The sequence below is a fragment of the Paenibacillus spiritus genome, from assembly GCF_008710135.1.
GTDB lineage: Bacteria > Bacillota > Bacilli > Paenibacillales > Paenibacillaceae > Paenibacillus_AQ > Paenibacillus_AQ glufosinatiresistens.
The window spans coordinates 187,019-210,032 of the sequence record NZ_VYKK01000004.1 but is presented as its reverse complement, the minus strand read 5'-3'; the positions used below and the strand labels follow the sequence as shown (position 1 = coordinate 210,032).

Genomic DNA, 23,014 nt, shown 5'->3' with positions numbered 1-23,014 from the left:
GAACAGACAGGCCTGTGGACCTGAGCGAATCGTTCCGGGGCGAGAGCGGAATGGAGACGAAGAAAGCGGAGGAGTTCAGCAAGGAAGCGGAGGAGGTCCGCAAGGATGCGGATGCCTGCCCGGACGGAGGCTCCGGCTCTCCGGCTTCGCATGTCGGCGAATGGGCTGACCGGATGGAGGCCGAGCCGGATTCTTCCTCGCCGGAGAAAGGCGGGAAGAAGAAAGCGGCAGGAGAGATGGAAGCTGCCGAAGAACCGGGGACCGGCGGAGAGGAAGGCGGGGAACCGCGCCGGAAGGGCTTTGTAGCCCTGATGGACAAGTGGTTCGGCGAGGAAGAGGAAGATCAGGAGGACGAGGAAGGCTTAAGCCCGTCCGGCGCCAAGAAGCCGGGGGAGGATAAACAGCAGCCGGATGAAGAGAAAGAGGAGGGTCAGGAGGGAAGCAGGAAGGCGAAGGCGAAGCGCAAGCCCAAGAATACAAGCCAAGCGGCCGCTGGCGAAACCAAGTCTGACGATCCCAGACAGCAGAAACGCGACGCCGAGAAATCCGATTCTCTGGAGGAGTCGATCCGTTACTGGCAGGGCAGCGACCGGATTGACTCCAGCCTGGACCGGGTCAAAGAGACGCTGAAGGAGACGGTCGGCCTCGGCTCCACCTTTGACGTCATTTTCCGGGAGATGAGCTTCGGCGGCAAGCGGACGGCGCTGCTGTGCATCAGCGGTTTTACCAAGGATACGATTGCGGACGAGATTCTGAAACGGCTGACCTATCTCACTCCGGAGAATCTGTCGGCGGAAGTCATCCGCGATTTCATGCACGTCTATATCCCGCATATCCAGGTTGAACTGAGCGATATGCTCAGCGAGACGGTGAACAAAGTACTGACAGGGAACAGCGCGCTCTTCATCGAGGGAGAGAGCCGGGTAATCGTGATGGATACGCGTGCTTATCCCGCCCGCAGTCCCGACGAACCGACGATTGAGCGGGTGGTCCGCGGTTCCCGCGACGGGTTCACCGAGACGCTGCTGAGCAATGTGGCGCTGGTGCGGCGGCGTGTCCGCGATCCCGGACTGAAGCTGGAGATGCATCAGGTCGGGCGGCGTACCCGAACCGACGTCTGCCTGGCCTATATCGACGACATTGTGGACAAGACCCAGGTCCAGGCCGTGACCGACAAAATCAAATCCATCAACATCGAAGGCATTCCGCTGGCCGACAAACAGCTGGAGGAGGCGATAATCGGAGCAGGCTGGAATCCGTATCCCATGGTCCGCTATTCGGAACGGCCGGATATTGTCGCTTCTATGCTGCTGGAGGGCCGAATCATCCTGTTCGTGGATACGTCGCCGAGCGTAGTGGTGCTTCCGACGACCTTTTTCGATCTGTGCCAGCATGCCGAGGAGAACCGCCAGACTCCTTTTATCGGCACCTATCTGCGCTGGGTCCGGTTCGCGGGCGTCTTTGCCTCCATGTTCCTGCTTCCGCTGTGGCTGCTGCTCGTGGTTCATCCGGAGCTGAAGCCGCCGATGTTCGATTTTCTCGGTCCGCAAAAGTCGGCGAAACTGCCGCTGATCGCCCAGTTCCTGCTGGTTGAATTCGGCGTCGATCTGCTCCGGCTGGCCGCTGTTCATACCCCCAATCCGCTCGGCTCGGCGATGGGCCTGATCGCGGCGATCCTGGTCGGCAACATCGCTGTGGATACCGGGCTCTTCGTCAACGAAGTCATCCTGTATATGGCGGTCGCCGCGATCGGCATGTTCGCGACTCCAAGCTATGAGCTTGGGCTGGCGAACCGGATCGTCAGGCTGGTGCTGCTGGTGCTCGTCGCGATGTTCCAGGTGCCGGGCCTCGTCATCGGCTCGACGGTGCTGATCGTCATGCTGACCCTGAACCGCTCGTACAATTCGTCATATTTGTGGCCGTTCATACCGTTTAATGCAAAAGCGCTCGGCTCGATTCTCTTCCGAACCCCGGTGCTGTACGCCAAAACTCGGCCGTCTTTCAACAAAGCGCGCGACAATACCCGGATGTCGGACTCCACGGACAATCGGGGACAATCGTAGGAAAATACAAATCAACAGCGCTTTAGTCCATTCTTTGGCGTTCCCCCGCTCTGCTATACTGAATACCATAACCAGCTGGGATGGAAATTCCACAGAAAGCGGAGGAATGGCGTATATGTTTCTACACGGGACGAGCCGGTTGAACGCGGCGGGTCATCTGGAGATCGGCGGCTGCGACGTGACCGAACTGAAGGCGGAGTACGGAACGCCGCTGTATATTATGGATGAGGCGCTCATTCGCCGCAGATGCCGCGAATATATGGATGCTTTTGCCGCGACCGGACTCGGGTTCCAGGTTGCCTATGCCAGCAAGGCGTTCTCGGTCATGGCGATGTGCCGTCTGGTTGACCAGGAAGGGCTGTCGCTGGACGTCGTCTCCGACGGCGAGCTGTATACCGCCCTGAAGGCGGGCTTTCCGCCGGAGCGCATTCATTTTCACGGCAACAACAAGACGCCGGAAGAGATTGAAATGGCGCTTGATGCGGAGATCGGCTGCTTCGTGGTCGACAATTTTACCGAACTTGCGCTGCTTGAAGCCATCGCCGCAGAGCGCGGGGCAAATGTGCGCATCCTGCTGCGCGTAACGCCGGGCGTCGAAGCGCACGCACACCATGCCTATGCCGCGACCGGACAGACCGATTCCAAATTCGGGTTTGACATCGGCAACGGTTCGGCGCTGGAAGCTGTCCGCGCCGCAGAGGCGGCAGCCCATCTGGATCTGCTCGGCGTTCACTCCCATATCGGGTCGCAGATCTTCGAGACGGAAGGATTCCAGCTGGCCGTTGAGCGCGTAGCGGCTTTTGCCCGCAAGGCGAAGGAAGAGCTCGGCGCGTCTTTCCGGGTTGTGAACCTGGGCGGAGGCTTCGGCATCCGCTACGTGGAAGGCGATACGCCGCTGGAAGTCTCGGAATATGTGGCGGCGATTGCGGGTGCGGTGAAGACGCATTTTGCCGGGATCGACGCCGCTCTTCCCGAAATCTGGGTGGAGCCGGGCCGCAGCATTGTCGGAGACGCCGGCACCACGCTGTACACGGTCGGCACAAGCAAGGATATTCCGGGTGTGCGGAAGTATATTGCGGTGGACGGCGGCATGACGGATAATCCCCGTCCGGCCCTCTACGAATCGAAGTATGAAGCGATTCTGGCCAACCGGGCGGCGGAGCCGGCCGCAGAGACCGTGTCCATCGCCGGCAAATGCTGCGAGAGCGGCGACATGCTGATCTGGGACGTCGAGCTGCCCGAGCCCAAGAGCGGCGACCTGCTGGCGGTAGCCTGCACCGGCGCGTACAACTACTCGATGGCGAGCAACTACAACCGGATTCGCCGTCCGGCAGTCGTCTTCGTGGAGAACGGACGCAGCGACCTCGTCGTGCGCCGGGAGACCCGGGACGATATTGTGGCCGGCGATGTGATTCCGAGACGGCTTGCTGCGCAGCAGCCGGCAGCGAAAGCCTAGGCCGCAAGCGGCCGCAGCAGAAGGGGGCATTCCCGTCCGGCGGGAGGGCCCCCTTTGCGTCCGGGCGGCTTTCATAGTACACTGTTAAAAGATTTGACCAATCATTGTCCACATTGGAAAGGGGTATTTACATATGGCAAAGCAGGCGAAGATTCAAATGGAGAACGGGGAAGAAATCGTAATTGACCTGTTCGAGCAGGACGCTCCGAATACTGTAGCCAACTTCGAGAAGCTGGCGAATTCGGGCTTCTATAACGGTCTCGTGTTCCACCGCGTCATTCCGGGCTTCGTAGCCCAGGGCGGCTGCCCGAACGGTACCGGCACAGGCGGCCCCGGTTATACCATCAACTGCGAGATCAATCCGAACAAGCATGAGCGCGGAACGCTCGCCATGGCGCATGCCGGCCGCAACACGGGCGGAAGCCAGTTCTACATCTGCTACGCGCCGCAGCCGCATCTGGACGGCCAGCACACCGTTTTTGGCAAAGTGGTCAAGGGGATGGAACAGGTGGATACTTTCAAGGGACGCGACAAGATGGCGTCCGTTGAAGTGGTAGAGGCATAAGACGCGGAACACCCCAGCTCACACGGACAGGCCCTCGTTCCCTAAGGCGAACGAGGGCCTTTTTGCGTGGAGGAAACGACGGGAAAACAGGACGTAAGCAGGTTGACAGAATAGAGGTTGCCGAATACCATGAAGGAGAACTGTTCTTTATATAGAACATCTGGAGGAAGTTTTTTTAGAAACGCTGATTCTCGGGTGTGTCAATGAGGGTGATATAAGGTATATACCCGTCTGCGGGCATCGAGAGAGGTGAGCTTCCTACATAAGCATACGGCAGGCATACGGCGGATGAAGTTTTGTGGCCGGAACGGTCATATTTGCCGGAACGGCCAGGTACAATGCAAGTGCGTGCTGCACGAAGAACAAGAAACCGGAGGGGTTGCGTACATGTTGAAGAGAAGAATCAGTATGTGGCTGGTCGTGCTGCTGCTGGTTGCCCAGTACAGCTATGGCGTCGGTTTTCAGCCATCGGTCAAGGCGGCTGCAATCGACCGCGCCGGCACCATCATCACAAGCGTCTCCATGGCGGTCTACGGGCCGGATGGAAGTACGGTCACGGGAGACGTCTACGAACAGGGCTCCAACGTAACGCTGGATTATACCTGGGAGCTTCCGAACGGCCACGGCTATGCCGCCGGGGATACCTTTTCCTTCGAGGTTCCCGACGCCTTCAAGCTGTACAACGACGTCAGCGGCATTCTGGCTTCCGATGAAGGAGAAGTCGGAACCTTTACCGCAAGCTCAAGCACGCACCAGGTCGTAATGACCTTCAACGATTTCATTACGAACCATGAGAATGTAAAAGGCACGCTGCGCCTGAAGACGCAGTTCGATACGCAGACAATTACGGGCAGCACCACGCAGACGGTCCAGTTCCCGGTGAACGGGGACACGCAGGTCGTGGTTCTGCATTTCAGACCCCATGTCAGCTCCACCATAGACAAGAAGGGCTATGCGCCGGCTTACAACGCCGGAACCGTTACCTGGAACGTCGATGTCAACAAGACGCTCGATGCCGTCTACGGAGCCGAGATCACGGATCCGCTTCCGGCCGGCCTTACGCTGGACCCCGGTTCGGTAGCCGTCCATTCGCTTGAAGTGCAGCTGGACGGAACCGTCATTCCGGGAGCGGCGCTGGATGCGTCCCGTTACAGCTGGTCCGCAGAGGGAGGCACCCTCCGGCTGAAATTCAGCGATGATACGATCCGCAGCGCGTACCGGCTTTCTTTTGCCACAACAGTCAGCTCGCCGACGGCAACCGTGTTCAAGAACACGGCCACCTTCCGGGGCGGCAATCTGAACCCGGCAAGCGCCACAGCTACCGTGCAGATCAAGCGGGCCGCTGCGCTCAAGAAGACGGTTACCGCTTACGATCCGGGTACCCAGACCATCTCCTGGGCGATCCAGTATAACTATAATTTTGCCGCCATTGCCCAGCGCGATGCGGTGCTGACCGACCAGTTCAACAGCAGCCAGAGTCTGGTGGAGGACTCCGTTGTGGTCCGCAGCGTGGTGCTGAACGAGAAGGAGCAGCCGGTACCGGACGCCGTTCTGGTTCCGGGAACCGATTATACGGTCGAGAAGACGACCTATGGCGCGAAGAGCGGCTTCAAGCTGCAATTCCTGAAGGACCTTCAATCTCCGTATCTGATTGAATACAAGACCCGGGCCAACGAGCGGGTGCTTGCCGTGGATACGGTAACAAATACCGTTACAACCGGAACCTATTCTTCCGAAGCGAAGCAGGAGATCAAGCCGGATGTGATCTACAAGACGGTCAACGCCGACGGAGCGAACTACCGCGACCGGGTCGTGGACTGGAAGATTACCGTCAACGAGGACGGATACCCGATGGCCAAGGTGAAGGTTGCCGACACCTTTGAGTCCGGCGGACTTACGCTCATTCCGGGAAGCGTAGAAGTGCGGGACGGCGACAAGACGGTTCTGGACCCCTCCCGTTATACGCTGACCTATGACCCGGCTCATCTGGACCGCGGGTTCGTGATAGAATTCAACGAGCCGATCAAGAGCAAAATGACGATTCGCTATCAGTTGAATTTCGATTATTCCGCTCTTCATGCCAATTATAAATTATTCCGCAACAAGGCTTCCGTAAGCTGGACCGACGACAGCGGCAAGACGCTGCAGCAGACGGCCTACGGCCAGTTCGATCCGCGGATCGAAACGAAGAACAACGGCTTCAAATACGGACAGTACAACGCCGTTACCAAAGATGTGTATTGGTATATCGGAGCCAATTACAGCTACCGGGCCCTGAAAGAGCCGGTGGTCAAGGATACGGTTGGCCCGGAACAGACACTGGACGAATCCTCGATTAAGGTCTACCAGTTCCAGATGCGCAATAATGGGCTGACCAGCCGTCTCGGCGAGATCGACAAGTCCAAGTATACGGTCAAGGTTGTCGACAACGGCAGCGGCGGCAAGGACATTACTGTAACGCTGAAGCAGGCTGCGGATTATCCGTTCTATGTAGGCTTCCGAACCTCACTCGCAGGGAAGGTGCTGAGCTCCCCGAGCCTGACGAACACGGCCTATGTGTATGACGGCCCGGAACCGGCCTCCGGCCCGCTGACCGGCAAGGTAACCATTCCTTACGGCGGCGATCTGGTCGCCAAGGATGGCGTCCAATCGGGACTCACCCTGGACTGGACGGTTCACATCAATCGCAGCCAGTCCACTCTGGAGCAGGCAAAGGTCACCGATACAGGGAGTGCGAACCAGGTGTTCCTGCGGGATTCGTTCCATCTCTATCCGACGGTGATGGACCCGGACGGACGGCTGGTGAAGGGCACGGCCGAACTGACAGAAGGTACCGATTATACGCTTGAAATCGCTACGGACAGCGAAGGACACCAGAATTTTGTACTCGCATTCCCGAATGCGATCCATTCTTCCTATGTATTGGAATACAAGTCGCTGATTGCCGCTGGCAACGGCGAGAGCGTGACAAACGGCGTGAAGCTGAGCGGAACCAATTCGACCGAGATCGTCAAGGAGACGACGAAGAGCATTATTGTCGGCGTCAGCAGCGGTTCGGGAACGGGAACCGGCGTGCGGGGTACGCTGATTGTCCGCAAGCTGGACTCCCGGGATCATCTTACGGTACTGGCCGGTGCGACCTTTGATCTGTACCGGGTGATCGATAACGAGCGCTTCCTGCTCGGAACCGAGACAACGGGAGAGAACGGCAGAGCAGTCTTTAGCAAAATTCTGTCAGGCCGTTACGTGCTGATCGAAAAAACCGCTCCTCAAGGATACGTCCTCTCCACGCAGGAATATCCGGTTACCGTTAATCCGGGGGCATTGGCAGATCTGGCGATAACCAATGACAGACTGGTACCGGCGACACCGACACCAACACCATCGGCGAGTGCATCACCATCGGCGAGTGCATCGCCATCACCATCGCCAAGCGCATCGCCATCGCCGACGCCGAGTGTGACACCAACATCTAGCGCCACACCGTCGCCGAACGAGAGTGCATCGCCGTCGCCGACTGCGTCGCTGTCTCCGGATACCAGCGCATCGCCGGCGCCGGGCACGTCGCCGACGCCTGCTGTCACCGATACGCCGGGAACCGGAGCTACGCCAACGCCGGTGACCGTGCCTACGACGGCTCCGACGCCTTCGGCATCGCCGGGCGAGATCATCATTCCGGATGACATCACGCCGGCAGGACCGGGATCGGGCGGTGGCCTGGTTACGGCGAATCCGACCGCAGCACCGGCCGCTTCGGTCAGTCCGGGAACCGTTCCCGGGGATGACGGAACGCCGGTTCAGATTGAGGAAGAACCGGTGCCTCAAGGCGGCGTTGAAATTCCGGACGAACCGACTCCGAAGGGAACGACGTCGGAAGCCGCAGGGTCGCTGCCGAAGACGGGAGAATCCAGTTCGATGCCGATCTATATGGCCGGTCTGGGCCTGATTCTGATCGGAATTCTGTTGAACCGGTTCTTCAGCCGAACGCGCAAAGACCACTAAACTTAGAATGATAGCCGGGGCTTCATTCCCCAGGAAATAGCAGGACGAAGAGGCGCGGATGATCCGCGCCTCTTCGTTGTTGTCGATAGGGGAATCTTTCTATGGCTTCAAGCCGCTATCCGGCGGTAGCGGCGGCTTGCCTTTTTTGAAAGAGGGTGTTACTTTTAGAATGTTGAAACTGAATATGGATTGATCCTTCAGGGCAGGGTGCAATTCCCTACCGGCGGTGATGAACGGCACGGCGAAGCGAGTCTTCCCGGCCGGGACAAGTCCGCTACCCGGTCGGCCGCTGCAGACAGCGTGCTGAACGGTGGACCCGGTGCGATTCCGGGACCGACAGTATAGTCTGGATGGAAGAAGGAGAGAACGGCTATGCCGCCCTTGCAGGCGGCAAGGCAGCATCGGTGTAACCGGCGGCTTTGTGTTACTTTTCACATGCATGGCCGGAGCTGTATGCTGTGCATGGCTCTCTGCATTCAACCGTCTTGACTCCCTGGAGCGCAAGACGGTTTTTTTGATGCATACTTATAACAGCTATCATGCCACGGAGGAGAGGTCGCAGCCATTCTATGGATATAATGAATGATGAGTTTTACATGTCGCTCGCGCTGGATATGGCGGAACGGGCCCAAGGTCAGACCGGGATCAATCCGGTTGTCGGCTGCGTGGTGGTCAAGGACGGGGCCGTAATCGGCGTCGGCACGCATCTGAAGCGGGGAACCGGACATGCCGAGGTGCACGCGCTGAATATGGCCGCAGGCCAGGCCAAGGGCGGAACCGCTTATGTCACGTTGGAGCCGTGCAGCCATACGGGCCTTACGCCCGCTTGCAGCAGACGGCTGATCGACGAAGGGGTGGCCCGGGTCGTCGTGGCCTGCGAAGATCCCAACCCGCTGGTGTCAGGCCGGGGAGTTGCCATGCTGCGCGAGCACGCAGTCGAGGTCGAGGTTGGGGTGCTCCGGGAACGGGCGCTGCGGTTGAACGAGAAATTCATCAAATATATTCTGACCCGTCTGCCGTTCGTGACCTTGAAGACGGCAAGCACCCTGGATGGCCGGATCGCGACCCGTACCGGCGACAGCAAGTGGATTTCCAATGAGGAGTCGCGCGAGGTCGTACACACGCTGCGCCATCGCCATCAGGGCATAATGGTCGGCGTGGGCACGGTTCTGGCCGACAATCCTTCGCTGACGACCCGGCTCCCGGTTCCGGGGCTGAACCCGGTCCGGATTGTGGTCGATTCCAGACTCCGCACACCGCTGGAGGCGGCGGTTGTTGCGGACGGTCAGGCCCCGACGATTATTCTGACGACCGAGGATGCCGACCCGGAACGGGAAGCGGCTCTGGCCCGGACGGGGGTACAGATCATCCGCTGCGGCAGCGGCTCGCGCGTCGACCTGCACCAGGCGATGGATCGGCTCGGCCGGATGGAGATCGGCTCCATACTGCTGGAAGGCGGCGGGGAGTTGAACGGAGCGATGATGGAGGAGGGACTGGTAGACCGTGTCGTCCTCTTCCTGGCTCCGAAGATTGTCGGGGGAGGCGCCGAAGCGCCGTCGGCTTTCAGCTTCGGCGGTGTGGAGCGGATGGCGGACGCCATTGTCCTGCGGGAGCTTGAGGTCGAGCGGCTCGGCGACAATCTCTGTCTGACCGGCATTCCGGGGACCTTCGGGCCGCAGCATGCGGCGGAATTATCCTAAAGAGAGGTGGAGGCTATGTTCACCGGACTTGTGGAAGAGGTGGGAAGCCTGCGCGGCGTCTCATCCGGCGGCGAAATGATGGTTCTCTCGATTGCAGCGAAGAGAATTATGGGAGATCTGAAGATCGGCGACAGTGTCGCCGTCAACGGCGTATGCTTGACGGCGACGTCGATAAGCGAAGGGCATTTTACCGTCGATGTCATGCCGCAGACTTACCGCCATACAACGCTCAAGGAGCTACGCGCGGGAAGCCGGCTCAATCTGGAGCGGGCCATGGCGGCGGGCGGCCGCTTCGGCGGCCATATCGTCCAGGGACATGTGGACGGAACCGGCATTATCCGCGGGATGAAGCGGGACCAGAACGCCGTGGTGATCGAGATTGTGCCGGATCGGGCGGAATTGTTCAAATTCATTATCCCGAAAGGCTCGATCACCATTGACGGAATCAGCCTGACGGTTGTCCAGGCTGCCGGCTCGTCGTTCACGGTATCCATTATTCCGCATACGCTTGGCGAGACGGTGCTCGGTTACAAGCATGCGGGCGACAGCGTCAACCTGGAATGCGATGTTCTCGGCAAATATGTCGATCACCTGCTGCATTACGGCTCAACACCGGCAGGCGAGGGGCGCAGCGAATCCAAGATCAGCAGCGAATTTTTGGCGGCGAACGGATTTCTATAAGAATCTGTCCCCGCCCCAAGTAAAGGGATTGCCGGAAGACGCGTCCTGCGGAATTCGGGAGTCCTGCCAGGAGGAAAAGAAGATGGATGAATCGCAAGGGCAGGAGCGTGTGCTCGACCGGATCGAAGAGGCGATCTACGATCTGATGCGGGGCAAGGTCGTCATCGTCGTCGATGATGAAGACCGCGAGAATGAAGGCGACTTCGTGGCACTGGCGGAACGGACGACGCCCGAGGTTATGAATTTCATGATTACCCATGGCCGGGGGCTGGTGTGCCTGCCGATTACGGCGGAGCGGGCCGAGGAACTGGATCTGAAGCCGATGGTCAGCCGGAATACCGACTTCCACGGCACCGCGTTCACGGTGTCGATCGACCATAAAGATACGACAACCGGTATTTCCGCCTATGAACGGTCGTTAACCGTGAAGGCGATCATGGACCCCAAGGCCACTGCGGCGGATTTCCGCCGGCCGGGGCATATGTTCCCGCTGATTGCCAAAAAAGGCGGCGTCCTGCGCCGCTCCGGCCACACCGAGGCCGCCGTCGATCTCGCCCGGCTGTGCGGCGCCTACCCGGCGGCCGCCATCTGCGAGATTATCAAGGAGGACGGGACGATGGCCCGGCTGCCGGACCTGGTGGAGATCGCCAGACAGCATGATCTCAAGCTGATCAGCATCAAGGACTTGATTCATTACCGCAACGAGAAGGAGAATCTCGTTACCCGGGAAGTCTCGGTCCGGCTGCCGACCGATTTCGGCGAATTCCAGACGATAGCCTATACGAACGAGGTGGATGACAAGGAGCATGTCGCCTTGGTCAAAGGCGAGATTTCCGGAGACGAACCGGTCCTCGTCCGCGTCCATTCCGAGTGCCTCACCGGCGATGTGTTCCATTCGCACCGCTGCGACTGCGGGCCGCAGTTCGAGGCGGCGCTGCGCCAGATTGAGGCGGAGGGCAGGGGCGTACTGCTCTATATGCGGCAGGAGGGCCGGGGGATCGGCCTTGTCAACAAGCTGAGAGCCTACAAGCTCCAGGAGCAGGGGCTTGATACGGTAGACGCCAACCTGAAGCTCGGGTTCCCGGCGGATCTGCGCGACTATGGCATCGGCGCCCAGATTCTGAAGGATCTCGGGGTCCGGAAGATCCGGCTGATGACCAACAATCCGCGCAAGATCAAAGGGCTGGAAGGCTACGGTCTGGAAGTGGTCGAGCGCGTTCCGATCCAGATGCCCGAGAACAAGGACAATACCGGGTACCTGCACACGAAGCAGTCGAAGCTCGGGCATCTGCTGAAATTCGACGATATCGAGCAGGATGAGAATTCTAAATCCTAGACAGGCCGCGTCTGATTCTAATTTGAAGAAGAGAAAGGGAGAGGGATTATGCCGCAATATTTTGAAGGACATTTAGTATCGGATGGATTGAAGTACGGGGTGGTCGTGGGCCGCTTCAACGAGTTTATTACGAGCAAGCTGCTGTCGGGAGCGCTGGATGCGTTCAAGCGCCACGGCGTCAAGGACGAAGAGATCGACGTAGCCTGGGTACCGGGCGTATTTGAAATTCCGCTCATTGCCCAGAAGATGGCCGAGAGCGGCAAGTACGATGCGGTCGTCACGCTCGGCACCGTTATCCGCGGTTCGACGACCCACTATGACTATGTCTGCAATGAAGTATCCAAGGGAGTAGCGGCAATTGCGCTGAAGACCGGTGTGCCGACCATCTTCGGCGTTCTGACGACGGAGAATATCGAGCAGGCCATCGAGCGGGCGGGCACCAAAGCCGGCAATAAGGGTTGGGACGCGGCGGCCAGCGCCATTGAAATGGCCAACCTGTCCAAATTGTTTTAAGCCCGGGCTATTGACGAAGCCGTCGTTTTCGTGCTTATTTATTAATATAGGAAGAAAGCGCAAAAGTCCGTTTTGCCCTTGTGCAGCGTCTTCAGAGGCGCTGCCTTTTGCATTTGCCCGGGCTTTTACCCACTAGGAGGATGACGCGTGACGGTTTTGTACAAGCTGGAGACGTTTGAGGGTCCGCTGGATTTGCTGCTGCATCTGATCGACAAGGCGGAGATCGACATCCAGGACATCCCGGTCAGCGAAATCACCGAACAATACATGGACTATTTGCAGACGATGCAGGAGCTGGAACTGGATGTGACCAGTGAATTTCTCGTCATGGCCGCGACGCTGTTGTCCATCAAGAGCAAAATGCTGCTGCCGAAGCCGCCGGTGATCGAGTTCGAGGATATGGATTTCTACGAGGATGAAGAGTACGATCCGCGCGCGGAGCTGGTGCAGCGTCTGATCGAATACCGCAAATACAAGTCGATTGCCGTTCAGCTGCTGGATCTTGAGAGCGAGCGGAGCCTGATCTTCACCAAGGAACCCGACGATCTCGCCCCGTTCGTGCCGGAGCAGGAAGCCTCGGGCGTCAAGGGTCTGCATACCGCCGACCTGATTGCGGCGTTCCGCAAGGCGCTGGGCAAGGCGGCCCGCCGTTCCTCCTACGCCCGGATCACCCGGGATGAAATATCGGTCAAGGACCGCATCCGCGATGTGTCGGAGTCGCTGCGTCTGCTCGGCAAAGGCGGGCGGCTGCGGTTCTCGTCCCTGCTGCATGACGAGATGGCCCGCCATGAAATTGTGGCCACATTCCTGGCCATTCTGGAGCTGATGAAGATGAAGGCGATCTTCTGCTATCAGGAGCGGCTGTTCGAGGACATCGTCATGGAGTGGAGAGGAGGAGACGAATGGAATGGATTACAAGACACTGAAATCAGTTATTGAAGGGCTGCTGTTCCTGGCGGGCGAGGACGGTCTGTCCACCCGTCAGATCGGCGAGATTACCGAGCAAAAGCCCGACCTGATCGGCCGCGTGCTGGGCGATATGCGCTCTGAATTCGCTTCGGCGGGACGGGGACTTCAGGTGGTGCAGATTGCGGGCAACTACAAGCTGGCCACGCTGCCCGAGCATGCCCCTTATTTTGAGCGGCTGGCGTATTCTCCGTCGCGGGCCACCTTGTCCCAGGCAGCACTGGAGACGCTGGCCATTGTGGCCTACCGGCAGCCGATTACCCGGGTGGAGATTGAAGAAATCCGCGGCGTCAAGGCCGAGCGGGCCATCCACACGCTGGTGAACAAGGATCTGATCATGGAGGTCGGCCGCTCCGAAGCGGTGGGCCGGCCGATTCTGTACGGCACGACCAAGGCGTTCCTGGACAGCTTCGGGCTGGCCAGCCTGAACCAGCTGCCCGAGCCGGCCGGAGGCGATAGCGACAGTCTGGAGGAAGAGACCCAGCTGCTGTTCGACAAGCTGGATACCCGGCAGATGACCCTGGACGAAGTCGGTCCCGGGACCGATGACTGACGGACTCCGGTCTTCCTTCTCTGACAACGACAACGCCCGCTGGCGCTTACCGGACACGTTCCGGCAAGCGCCGGCGGGCGTTTTTGGGTTCCTCTAGAGCTGCCGGCTATCGGGCTGGACACCCTAGACTCCGGTTCAGGTGGCCGCTGCCGTTCTCTGCTTCGGCCTGTCTTCGTATCTCTTCATGCGGCAGGAGGTCCGGACGAGGAACGAGCGCAGCGAATTTTTCCCAGTTCAATTCGCCATACTACCTGAGGTGGCAGTCATGACGAATGTCCGGGAGGAAGAAAGCATGCCTATAGGATGGATAGTGGGGATCGCCGTGCTGGCCGCGGTGGCAGCGCTTGTCGCGCTGATTCTGATCTCTTTCATCGAATTCAAGGTTCACCTGAACCGCTCCGGCCGTAATGACCGGGTCCGGATCGACGTCAAGGCGTTCTATGGTCTCGTCAACATGCAGTACACCGTTCCGTCCATTGTATTCGACGGGTTGAGACAAGGGCTGAAGGTCCGGCTCGAACGGTCGGGGATGGACCAGCTGATCGGACCGGCAGAGGAGCGCAAGCGCGTGGACAAGGAAGCGGTGGAGCGGATGCTTCGCACCTGCCGGCAGGCGCTGCAGGGAACCGACGGGATGAAGGAATGGTCGGTTGAGACGCTCTCCCGCGTCCGGATTACCCGGCTGGATTGGGCTACCGACTTCTCTCTTGGAGACGCGGCGGAGACCGCTGTGGCCGCCGGAGCGCTCTGGGGCTGCAAATGGATCGCCGTCGGCTGGCTCTCGCGGTATGTCCGCCTGCAGCAAAGACCGCGATTGTTCGTCAAGCCCGTCTACAGCGACCAGCTGTCTTTTGTCACGGAGATGGAAGCGGCGGGCCGGATTCGGGTGGCGGAGCTGGCTGCGGCCGGCTGGAAGCTCCTGCGCCGGGTGCGGGCTGCGGAGAATGGATGGAGCAACTGGAAGAGCATGCTGCGTGGCCTTCGGAGCGAAGCCGGAAGCCGGCGGCCCGCAGCCTGATCCCTTGAGGATGGGCGTACATAATTGAACCAGTCCGGGCGCACACTGTAATTGATCGCTACAGTTCATTACAGCTCATTAAGGAGGACTATTCATGAGTGACCATCCCATTCAGGGCCTGATGCAGACCGCAATGGAGAACATCAAAGCCATGGTCGATGTCAACACGATCGTCGGCGATCCGGTGAATACGCCGGACGGGTGTGATATTTATAAAAGAACCAAGAAAGCTACATTAAACCCCTAAAATTGATTTTATATATGTTATAATCTGTATTCGTAAGGGAGTTGAATAACATGCCGCCTCTAAACCAGGAACAAAAATTAAAGAAGTTTGAAGAGATGAAATTCATGATCGAATCTGAGGGCTATAGGCTCCATTCTAAGGCGTGGAATGGCTTTAGGGGATATATTGACCTGTCATGTCCAAAAGGCCACTCATACAGCGTCACATGGGTTAAATTCAAGCAGGGGAACCGATGCCCAAGGTGCAACTTTGAAAAACGAGGATTGAACTTCAAAGGCTTCGGAGAAAATGGAGTCACACGAAAAGAATATCAGCAAGCAATGGCAGATAAATTTCAAAAAGAACTAGAATCCGAAGGCTACAAAGTTATTAGCAATCAAGGAAAGGTAAAATATAGCACCAATAAAACTGAAATTAAAGTTTTGTGCCCCAACAATCACGAATGGGAAGTGAATTGGAATAAGTGGGACTCGGGGAAACGATGCCGATTTTGTTTTGAGGAACGAATGAGAAAAAGCACAGAAGAAATCCGTCAAGAGTTAGCAAGAGAAGGCTGCGAATTAATTGGAGAATATAAAGGATCTAATTATTCGTTTGAATATAACTGTTCTTGTGGAGGAAGAGGGAGGACGAGAATTAAAGATTTTAGAAATGGGACAAGATGTAACAGATGTAGGGGAGAGAGAAATCGTGAAAAGATGCGGGAATTAAGATTGAAAAAAATTGAAGAGTTTGATCAAAGCACAGAGAATTAGTGAATATAGTCAAAGTGAAAAAAATACCCCTACCGAGGATTAATATCCAAAGTAGGGGTATGGTTATTTTGATTATGGGGAAACATATTATTACAACTTGAGATTATGCAGAAACAAATAACCCCCAAATGGAATATATCCAAATGGGGGTTTGTTGTTTTGTTTATTGTTTCTTTAATTTTTTAATCCTTAATTCATCATTTTCAAAATAGTATTCCATAAGTTCGACATACCTAAGAGACTCAAGAGATTGTTTTATTCGGGGAACGTATCCCGGTGTTATGGTAATCATTCTGACTTTTTCATTAAACTCTGAAGGATAATATACGGACTGAAAAACTAAAGACGTGTCATCATTCTTGATTTTTAACTCAATGATACACTTACATCTAAAAATGTCTTCTGCTAAAATATCTATATATCCGTCAGTTACGGAATATTGACACCCTATTAATGTCATACCATCTTCTACGAGGCAGAGGTTGTCTTTTAGATAGTTCTCTAAATCTTTTTCCAGATAGTTATTTTTATCTAATCCCCTGTCATCCATATTTCTTTTAGCGTCAATAAACAAGTTCTTTGTCATTTCAGAAACATCGTCTGTATGATACAGTTCTGGATTGAAATATATTATGGTGCATCCATTAATCTTTTTTCTCAAGATTATATTATGAGACTCCAACTCTTTGATTGCTGAATTTAATTTTGTTCTTCCTATATTCAAATATTTGCACATTTGGTCTTGCGTGGGATTCTCATTATTAATGAACAATGAATTCGTGGGTGAGTGCAAGCACCATCCGAAATGACCAAGAAACCCAAGGGCTTCACAACTTAATGATCCTTCATCGAATATGTCTCTTAACGCCTTTGTATTTGTCTTATATCTTCTATCATAAGAAGTAATCATATTAACGCAATTATATTCATCCATATCCGGTATATCAGATAGTGGAACATCTTTCAAAAAACTAATTTCTCCAGTATATAAATCTATTATCTCTTGATCTTCTATAATCATTGGCATCATCATCTCTCCTCAATATAAAAGTCACCGGAATTTGCGTTCCGATGACCAAAAAATAGTCCTTATTTTTACTACAATTTATATTCCCTCACCGGAGCAGAAATTCCGGTATAATTGTCAAATAACTTAGATTTCAACACGTTTTTCTTGATTTTTCCTTCTATCATTTCTAGTTTCTTTTTCTATCATTCCACTATTGATATATCCAATCTCATCGAATAACCTTGGAATACAATAGTTGATATTTTGTCCAATGAAAATAAGATACGGGTTCACAATATAGAAGACTTCTTTATGTATTTCTATCTTATGTATAAGACATCTTTCTTCGAGTTCTTTCATGTTTTTGCGTATTGTTCTTGTTTCAATTCCAAGTTTTTCTGCCAATCTTGTCTGATTTAACGGATAATCATATTCATCTACCAAGATATTCATTTCCCATTTTAAAAATTCGCCTAAATCCATTAAGAAATGTTTGCAGGTCTTTGAAACACTATAGTAGTCTTCGATATGCCTAAATTCATGACTGAATATTTTTAAAAAGTGTTCGTTTTTCATCCAATGCTTTTTATCAGGGTCTTCTACTGAAAGCTTGAAACACAATCTCTGATTTTCTTCTTGTTCTCTTAACTCATTATTTATATAGTTCATAACATTCAATCTTGCAACATGGTCTTTCATTGTGTTAACATCTGTTCCAAAAACATTATCAATTATTTCTTTGGTTTTCTTATTCATTTCCTTCTTAATTTTCGGCATCAATTATTACATCCTTTTCATCATTTCATCATCTAGGAAGATTTATTAATTTTTATATTTATCCAATTCTTTTCTAAGGAGGGCAGTATTTTTAACCATAAGACTCATATTTATAAGAGCTTCCATATTGATAAATTGATCAATAAGGTTTCTTAGGATTTCATCGTTATAATTATTTAAATTAAAATGAACGCCATTTTTCTTTTTTTCAGAACCAATAAGTTCAAAATCATTGCACATCAACAGAACAGTGAGGTAAAAATCTTTAGTCGTGTAAGTCTTCATCAGTAACATCATCCTTTTAATTTTCTTTGATTAAACTGCAAATGATTAAATTCTGATTCGAGCCGCGAAGGGGGTGAATTGCCGTAGGCAAGAGGTGGGAACGGCGGCAGGTCGGGCATTTTGACAGAACTGCGATAGCAGGGCTGGAAACTTGACCGAGATGGTTCGGTTCCCCCTGAACTTTGCAGTTAAAAAATAAAAACAAAAAGAGACACCGAAATCATTAAATTTCAGCGTCTCACTTAAAAATCATATTATTCATCACAAAATCAATGAAAATCACATTTTTACTTCTTTTTTCAACTTTTGCGCTCTAAAAATCCTTTGTATATAAGGGTTTTTTCACCTAAAAAACTTCATAAAATTACACTTTTATCAACTCGTTAAATTGCCTCAATCACAGTGAAATTATCATATCTTTGCACCGACTCGTTACTAGGTAGAATGCCAACATAAGTCAGTGTATTGAGGCTTGAATCCGTTACATCGAATAGAAGAAAATCATTGTAATAACAACGAATTGATGAGCCTTTGCATCGAATCTTGATGTTTGCTATTTCTCCCACAGTAAAGGATTTGGTTGCTACAGCTACGTTTGAATCCGTCCAATTTACCCGTTTGGCAAGCGTAACGTTTGACCCACTTAAAGTGAAGACCCATCTATTGCTATCGTCGTTACCGCTTTGTCTAAAACCAAATGCCAGAGAAGTAGCCGATCCTCTTGTAACATCGCAGTTCATTAAGAAGTCTGCTGACGAAGCATTAATTTTTGCCTGTGTCCAACTATCCGCATAAGCAGTACCATTGGATTTTTTCATTCCACCTGACCAAGCTACACCATTATCACTATTACCTAGAGAAGCTGCATCGGTTGTAAAAGTATCTTTAATATAGACAGTTGGAATTTTGGCTGTTAGCTGAACAGAGGAGGAGCGAAGAGATTCGGCATCTCCATAAGCAACTGTACCAATCTCAAATGTATATGAGTTTCCTGGTGTTAGACCCGTTACATTTACCGAACTAGATGTAGGAGAAGCGACCTTAACTCCATTTTGATACACATTGTAACTTGTAGCGTCTATAACAGGAGGCCAAGAAAGGACAACTATTCCGCCTTCGGTAACGGTGTAAGTGATCTGATTCGGAGTTTGAGGTGTTTGGTATTTAGTAATACTGATTCGAACATTGTGGGTAGGAGGAAGAACAATAGCGGAGGTTGTTAAATTGGCAAGTCTTAGTCTCACTTTCCCGTTATCTGAGACCCAACTACTCCATGTAATTCCACTAGGCATATTATCTATTATCACTCTTACATCATCAGCGATGCTTGCAGTATTTACAGTAAAATCTACATCACAAGTGGAGCCAGCAGGAACAGTGAGATTTGGAATGTTCTGCGTGAGATTGTAACAAGGGAGAAGAACAGATGAGGTTCCTGTTACTGGCGTTCCTCCGTTGATAATTAGAGATGTCACAGAGAACCCAGTCCAAGTTGCTCCCCAATCTGTAGACTGTTCAACTTTTCCTCCATTTTCGCGATACATGATGCCACCATGAAGCCATCTAGCAGAATTGAATCCCTGTCTCCAGAATGCATGACCCATATTACATTGAGACTGTACGAGAAGTGGAGCGTCTTTCCATTGAGTCCAACTGGCCGAATTAAAATAAACATTCTCATATTTAGTTAGTTCTTCATGGATATCGATAAGGCTTCCTTGCCCCGTAATATCAAATAGTTTAAGTGCTTTCCAATAACCTTTAACCCCATTGTTATTAAAACTAAGCTTGGATTGCGAAGCACCTGTTGCTTTCCAAATAGACAAAGGAGCAGAGGCTTTACCCGCTGTTGAAGTATCCGTTTGAAGAAAGCTAGAGTTACGGACTGTTATCGAAGTTTCTCCATACGAACGTATTACATGCATATAACGGATACCTTCAAAATCAATACCATCAAAGATAATGTTTCCAGTTGTACCCAGATCTCCAGTCAAATAGTCTTTCCCTACTATAACTGCCCCATAGTCATCTGCATCTGCTGCTCTGGCAGGCCCTCCAGTAATTTGTCCTCCAATGAAATGGTATCCGCCACCGCCGCCAGAGATGCTAATCGTAGATAGATTTCCACCCCACCAACATCCATAAAAGTTTAGATCGCTGCCGCTCTTACTGCCATGTTGAAGGTTAAGGCCCAACCCACATAGTTGACTCCGACAATTATAGTATGTGGTTCCGTAACAGTTATCTATCAAATCAAAACCGATTGGCATTCTTCTTACTGTTACACTTTTCACTTCAAATTGTCTCATGCCTCTTAGTAATAACCCACGAACGTTATTAGTTGTCGCATTGCTTGTTGTACCTTCGATACAGATATCTTTTATAAAACCAGATGGGGCAATTCCCGAACCGGCAACCGTATCATCGCCTTTGGGAACTGTCTGGATGACCAAAGCGTCTGCGTTGTAATTTAAGGGAAGCAATCTTGTTGCTGTCCCACCTGCTCCATAAATCATTACATTCCTATCGCCTGTAGTTGCAAAATTGGCACTTGTCATGATTAGAGGAGGAGTATAATAATAATCTCCAGCAGGGATGTAGAGAGGGATTCTTAACTCGGTTGCCTTATCCATTGCATTGCTTAATGCGGTCTTGTTATCAACTGTCTTATCATTAACAGTTACCCCAAAGTCGAGAACGGCATTTATATATCCTCGCTGTGCGAATGTAATAGTACCGCCTGAATTTCCACCAAGAGTTCCATTCTTATACGCTTCCAGCATCTCGTTAACTTCTAAGAGTTTGAGGTACTTTTTAGTAGGGGTAATTTGTTCCCATCCCAAATTCTTTTGTCCAATGATACCTGTCCAGTCCCCATAAATCATAAGATAGGGATCGGAATTTAAGGCACCTCCATTAAATTTGTAGTAGTTCGTACACTTGTCAAAGGTGGGATGCGTAATAGTAAATGAAGAGGATGAAGACGATGTATCAAAAGCAACTTCATAATTAAAGAACTTTGGCGCAAACAATTCAAATCCGACAACTTTGTTTAGCTTGATACCAATTGCTTGTTTATTTGTTGTATCCCAATTCTTGAAACTGCAATTTCTAAATGAGATGCTTTGTGGTGCCGTACCCGATTCTTCTCCGATTTCTAAGGGTATCCCGCCATTGGCTTCGAGATTAACAGTGTCAAAGGTGACTGTTCTTGTTTGGCCGCCTACAATCTTAACTCCGCCCATTGCGTTTCTTTCGACTGCTCCACCAACGAAATTGAAGATATCCACTGAATCCATAAATATGCCCAGACCACTATTATCTTTTACTGTGCAATTGTAATGATTAGAGGGAGTAGCGGACACTTCAAAATATGGCGCTTGCCAACCATGATGACAGTACTGGACCAGTATGTTTTCAAAGTGAGTATACCAACTGCATTTTTCTAGGACGCCCATATAGTGCTTTGTAATATTCAAATCTCTACATAGAACGGCATTTGCAAGAAACATTTCAAGAGCTACTTTTGTGAAAGGAAGAGTAGAGGCTTTATCATTGGTACTTGTGGTCACCATTAAACTTTCAAAGCCCCAATGTTCTATGTATTCATTTCTCTGATCCTTGCTCCCGTATTGCCACCAGCTACCTTCACCAACTGCCCTGAGAGTTGACCAGACAAGCTCATGAGATATTAATTTTGTGCTTGTTTGACCTGAGCCAACAATCCAGACTCCATCTTTTAAATATAGTCTTGTAATTCTATATGTGCCTCTTGGTAGATATATTTTACCTCCACCAGTGTCAAACAAATCCAGAATCGCTTTCTGAATACCCCTAGTATCATCGTGTCTAACATATGAATTTGATACAGAATAGTCCGCCGATGTTTCAATTGTTATGTTATTAGCTTGTTTGTTGATTGAAGTGATTTTGCTGATTAGCTCTCCAATACCTGTTTTTACTGTCTTGATCTCGAGTGTTACTCCAGTGCCACCATTGTCAAATATTATATCCGGCTGTGGGCCAACCGTATTGTATTCAAAGGATAAGGTGTCAGAAGCAATAGAGTTTTTTGACCAACCGGGAAGAGAAGAGCCGTTATCTATTAAAGCCTTAACATAGCCGATTGATCCTGTTCCCTCGACAATTTGAGAAAATGTCCCAACAAAATTAGCACCCAGTGACGGATTTGCAAATACTTGTGTTCCCCATTTTCTACTGCCGGGAGTAGTAGAGGTAAATCTCAAAACACCTGTAGATGGATTACTAAGTGTCCATCCAGGCCAGTAGTTTGTAAAATATCCGTCGGTCGCTAGTCGTGTCGCAAAAGTAGCAGCCGATTCATTAGCGAGTAAATTAACGTACTTCGTATTATACTCAAGTGAAATTCCATACTGTGTTGTTACATTCGGTGCTTGTCCCACAAAAGTAAGGTCAAAGGTTTGATATTTTACTTCTAAGTTGTACTCTGCGGTGTTGGTACCAGAGGTCAACTTTAACTTTCCAGATGCTGAAGGAGATCCTGTGACTTTAAGGAATACGAGCATTTTCTCTTTAGCGGCATTTGTAATAGCAACATCTTGCCCAACTGAAAAGCTGTTAGTAGAGGAAACGGTGAGTATTTTCGATCCAGCATCTATTGACCCAACTGTAGTTATACCTGATCCAGATATCCCATACTCTTTGAGATTTACATCTCCAACGCTTGTGGACGCCGACGGAGGTCTTAAAGCGAATTGACCATTTTCAAATGACAGAACATTTCCATCTGTTTTGTCAGTGAAATCAATATCGCCAATACTTTCAAAGTTGTGTGAATGAATGGCTGAAGCTTTATTATCAAGAGAACTACTAATTTCATTAATAATGCTATTTATTTTGGATGAGCTGTATACCGATGTTGGAGCGGTGGTATTGTCATTGATTACGTTTACTAGTCCAGTTTGTTTTAGCTGATTGATTTCATATTCTACTGTGTTCCCATTTTCCATAGACACTGCGAGAGCAGATGTCTTAGGTGAGACATTTTCAACAACTTGCCCTTTATCATTAAGGAGTTGTACATCTACTATCGTGTTGGTCATTGAT

The 23,014-nt window shown here is 51.7% G+C and carries 16 protein-coding genes, 1 pseudogene and 1 riboswitch; of the genes and pseudogenes, 13 read left to right on the top strand and 4 right to left on the bottom strand.

What is annotated here, in order from left to right:
• Nucleotides 1-311 precede the first annotated feature (311 nt).
• The 13 genes and pseudogenes from F4V43_RS02720 (at nt 312) to F4V43_RS02660 (ending at nt 15,855) form a co-directional block, all read left to right on the top strand.
• The gene (locus F4V43_RS02720) at nt 312-2,063 is read left to right on the top strand and encodes a spore germination protein (RefSeq protein ID WP_150457036.1); all 1,752 of its coding nucleotides are present in this window, start codon (nt 312-314) and stop codon (nt 2,061-2,063) included.
• Between the two features lie 115 nt (nt 2,064-2,178).
• A complete protein-coding gene (gene lysA / locus F4V43_RS02715; protein ID WP_150456707.1) occupies nt 2,179-3,519 on the top strand; it encodes a diaminopimelate decarboxylase in 1,341 nt (446 codons plus the stop codon).
• A 133-nt stretch (nt 3,520-3,652) separates the two neighbouring features.
• Nucleotides 3,653-4,084, top strand: a complete 432-nt coding sequence (locus F4V43_RS02710) for a peptidylprolyl isomerase (protein ID WP_150456706.1) — start codon at nt 3,653-3,655, stop codon at nt 4,082-4,084.
• A 387-nt stretch (nt 4,085-4,471) separates the two neighbouring features.
• On the top strand, nt 4,472-8,086 hold the full coding sequence (locus tag F4V43_RS02705; protein ID WP_191089454.1) for a collagen binding domain-containing protein: 3,615 nt from the start codon (nt 4,472-4,474) through the stop codon (nt 8,084-8,086).
• 189 nt (nt 8,087-8,275) lie between these two features.
• A riboswitch (FMN riboswitch) is annotated at nt 8,276-8,452 on the top strand.
• Nucleotides 8,453-8,655: 203 nt separating this feature from the next.
• Entirely contained in the window at nt 8,656-9,786 is a 1,131-nt protein-coding gene (gene ribD, locus F4V43_RS02700; protein ID WP_150456704.1) for a bifunctional diaminohydroxyphosphoribosylaminopyrimidine deaminase/5-amino-6-(5-phosphoribosylamino)uracil reductase RibD, read from the top strand.
• 15 nt (nt 9,787-9,801) lie between these two features.
• Nucleotides 9,802-10,467 (top strand): riboflavin synthase, encoded by a 666-nt coding sequence (locus F4V43_RS02695; protein WP_150456703.1) that lies wholly within the window; start codon nt 9,802-9,804, stop codon nt 10,465-10,467.
• Between the two features lie 82 nt (nt 10,468-10,549).
• Nucleotides 10,550-11,803 (top strand): bifunctional 3,4-dihydroxy-2-butanone-4-phosphate synthase/GTP cyclohydrolase II, encoded by a 1,254-nt coding sequence (locus tag F4V43_RS02690; RefSeq protein ID WP_150456702.1) that lies wholly within the window; start codon nt 10,550-10,552, stop codon nt 11,801-11,803.
• Nucleotides 11,804-11,851: 48 nt separating this feature from the next.
• On the top strand, nt 11,852-12,316 hold the full coding sequence (gene ribE / locus F4V43_RS02685; protein WP_150456701.1) for a 6,7-dimethyl-8-ribityllumazine synthase: 465 nt from the start codon (nt 11,852-11,854) through the stop codon (nt 12,314-12,316).
• Nucleotides 12,317-12,463: 147 nt separating this feature from the next.
• Nucleotides 12,464-13,255, top strand: coding sequence for a segregation and condensation protein A (locus tag F4V43_RS02680; RefSeq protein WP_150456700.1), 792 nt, complete (start codon nt 12,464-12,466; stop codon nt 13,253-13,255).
• A complete protein-coding gene (scpB, locus tag F4V43_RS02675; protein WP_150456699.1) occupies nt 13,224-13,835 on the top strand; it encodes an SMC-Scp complex subunit ScpB in 612 nt (203 codons plus the stop codon). Before F4V43_RS02680 ends, scpB begins: the two co-directional genes overlap by 32 nt.
• A 292-nt stretch (nt 13,836-14,127) precedes the next feature.
• Nucleotides 14,128-14,853: a DUF2953 domain-containing protein gene (locus tag F4V43_RS02670; protein WP_191089453.1), complete on the top strand. Its 726-nt coding sequence runs from the start codon at nt 14,128-14,130 to the stop codon at nt 14,851-14,853.
• 94 nt (nt 14,854-14,947) lie between these two features.
• Nucleotides 14,948-15,079, top strand: a pseudogene (locus F4V43_RS02665) (sporulation protein YtfJ); the annotation flags it as partial.
• Between the two features lie 71 nt (nt 15,080-15,150).
• Nucleotides 15,151-15,855, top strand: coding sequence for a hypothetical protein (locus F4V43_RS02660; RefSeq protein WP_150456697.1), 705 nt, complete (start codon nt 15,151-15,153; stop codon nt 15,853-15,855).
• 163 nt (nt 15,856-16,018) lie between these two features.
• Here F4V43_RS02660 and F4V43_RS02655 read toward each other — a convergent pair whose 3' ends face one another.
• The 4 genes from F4V43_RS02655 to F4V43_RS02640 all read right to left on the bottom strand — a co-directional run bounded on the left by F4V43_RS02655 (nt 16,019) and on the right by F4V43_RS02640 (nt 23,010).
• Entirely contained in the window at nt 16,019-16,882 is an 864-nt protein-coding gene (locus tag F4V43_RS02655; RefSeq protein ID WP_223879752.1) for an endonuclease NucS domain-containing protein, read from the bottom strand.
• A gap of 126 nt (nt 16,883-17,008) precedes the next feature.
• Nucleotides 17,009-17,641 carry a replication/maintenance protein RepL gene (locus F4V43_RS02650; protein WP_150456695.1) on the bottom strand — a complete coding sequence of 211 codons (633 nt, stop codon included), beginning with the start codon at nt 17,639-17,641 and terminating at the stop codon, nt 17,009-17,011.
• Nucleotides 17,642-17,686: 45 nt separating this feature from the next.
• Nucleotides 17,687-17,926, bottom strand: coding sequence for a hypothetical protein (locus F4V43_RS02645; RefSeq protein ID WP_150456694.1), 240 nt, complete (start codon nt 17,924-17,926; stop codon nt 17,687-17,689).
• Between the two features lie 383 nt (nt 17,927-18,309).
• A complete protein-coding gene (locus F4V43_RS02640) occupies nt 18,310-23,010 on the bottom strand; it encodes a fibronectin type III domain-containing protein (RefSeq protein ID WP_150456693.1) in 4,701 nt (1,566 codons plus the stop codon).
• Between the last annotated feature and the right edge of the window lie 4 nt (nt 23,011-23,014).

Coding starts and splice junctions, on each gene's coding strand:
- F4V43_RS02695 (WP_150456703.1), top strand. CDS start 9,802: ATGTTCACCGGACTTGTGGAAGAGGTGGGAAGCCTGCGCGGCGTCTCA.
- F4V43_RS02710 (WP_150456706.1), top strand. CDS start 3,653: ATGGCAAAGCAGGCGAAGATTCAAATGGAGAACGGGGAAGAAATCGTA.
- ribE (WP_150456701.1), top strand. CDS start 11,852: ATGCCGCAATATTTTGAAGGACATTTAGTATCGGATGGATTGAAGTAC.
- scpB (WP_150456699.1), top strand. CDS start 13,224: ATGGATTACAAGACACTGAAATCAGTTATTGAAGGGCTGCTGTTCCTG.
- F4V43_RS02690 (WP_150456702.1), top strand. CDS start 10,550: ATGGATGAATCGCAAGGGCAGGAGCGTGTGCTCGACCGGATCGAAGAG.
- lysA (WP_150456707.1), top strand. CDS start 2,179: ATGTTTCTACACGGGACGAGCCGGTTGAACGCGGCGGGTCATCTGGAG.
- ribD (WP_150456704.1), top strand. CDS start 8,656: ATGGATATAATGAATGATGAGTTTTACATGTCGCTCGCGCTGGATATG.
- F4V43_RS02705 (WP_191089454.1), top strand. CDS start 4,472: ATGTTGAAGAGAAGAATCAGTATGTGGCTGGTCGTGCTGCTGCTGGTT.
- F4V43_RS02670 (WP_191089453.1), top strand. CDS start 14,128: ATGCCTATAGGATGGATAGTGGGGATCGCCGTGCTGGCCGCGGTGGCA.
- F4V43_RS02645 (WP_150456694.1), bottom strand. CDS start 17,926: ATGAAGACTTACACGACTAAAGATTTTTACCTCACTGTTCTGTTGATG.
- F4V43_RS02660 (WP_150456697.1), top strand. CDS start 15,151: ATGCCGCCTCTAAACCAGGAACAAAAATTAAAGAAGTTTGAAGAGATG.
- F4V43_RS02640 (WP_150456693.1), bottom strand. CDS start 23,010: ATGACCAACACGATAGTAGATGTACAACTCCTTAATGATAAAGGGCAA.
- F4V43_RS02650 (WP_150456695.1), bottom strand. CDS start 17,641: ATGCCGAAAATTAAGAAGGAAATGAATAAGAAAACCAAAGAAATAATT.
- F4V43_RS02720 (WP_150457036.1), top strand. CDS start 312: ATGGACAAGTGGTTCGGCGAGGAAGAGGAAGATCAGGAGGACGAGGAA.
- F4V43_RS02655 (WP_223879752.1), bottom strand. CDS start 16,882: ATGCCAATGATTATAGAAGATCAAGAGATAATAGATTTATATACTGGA.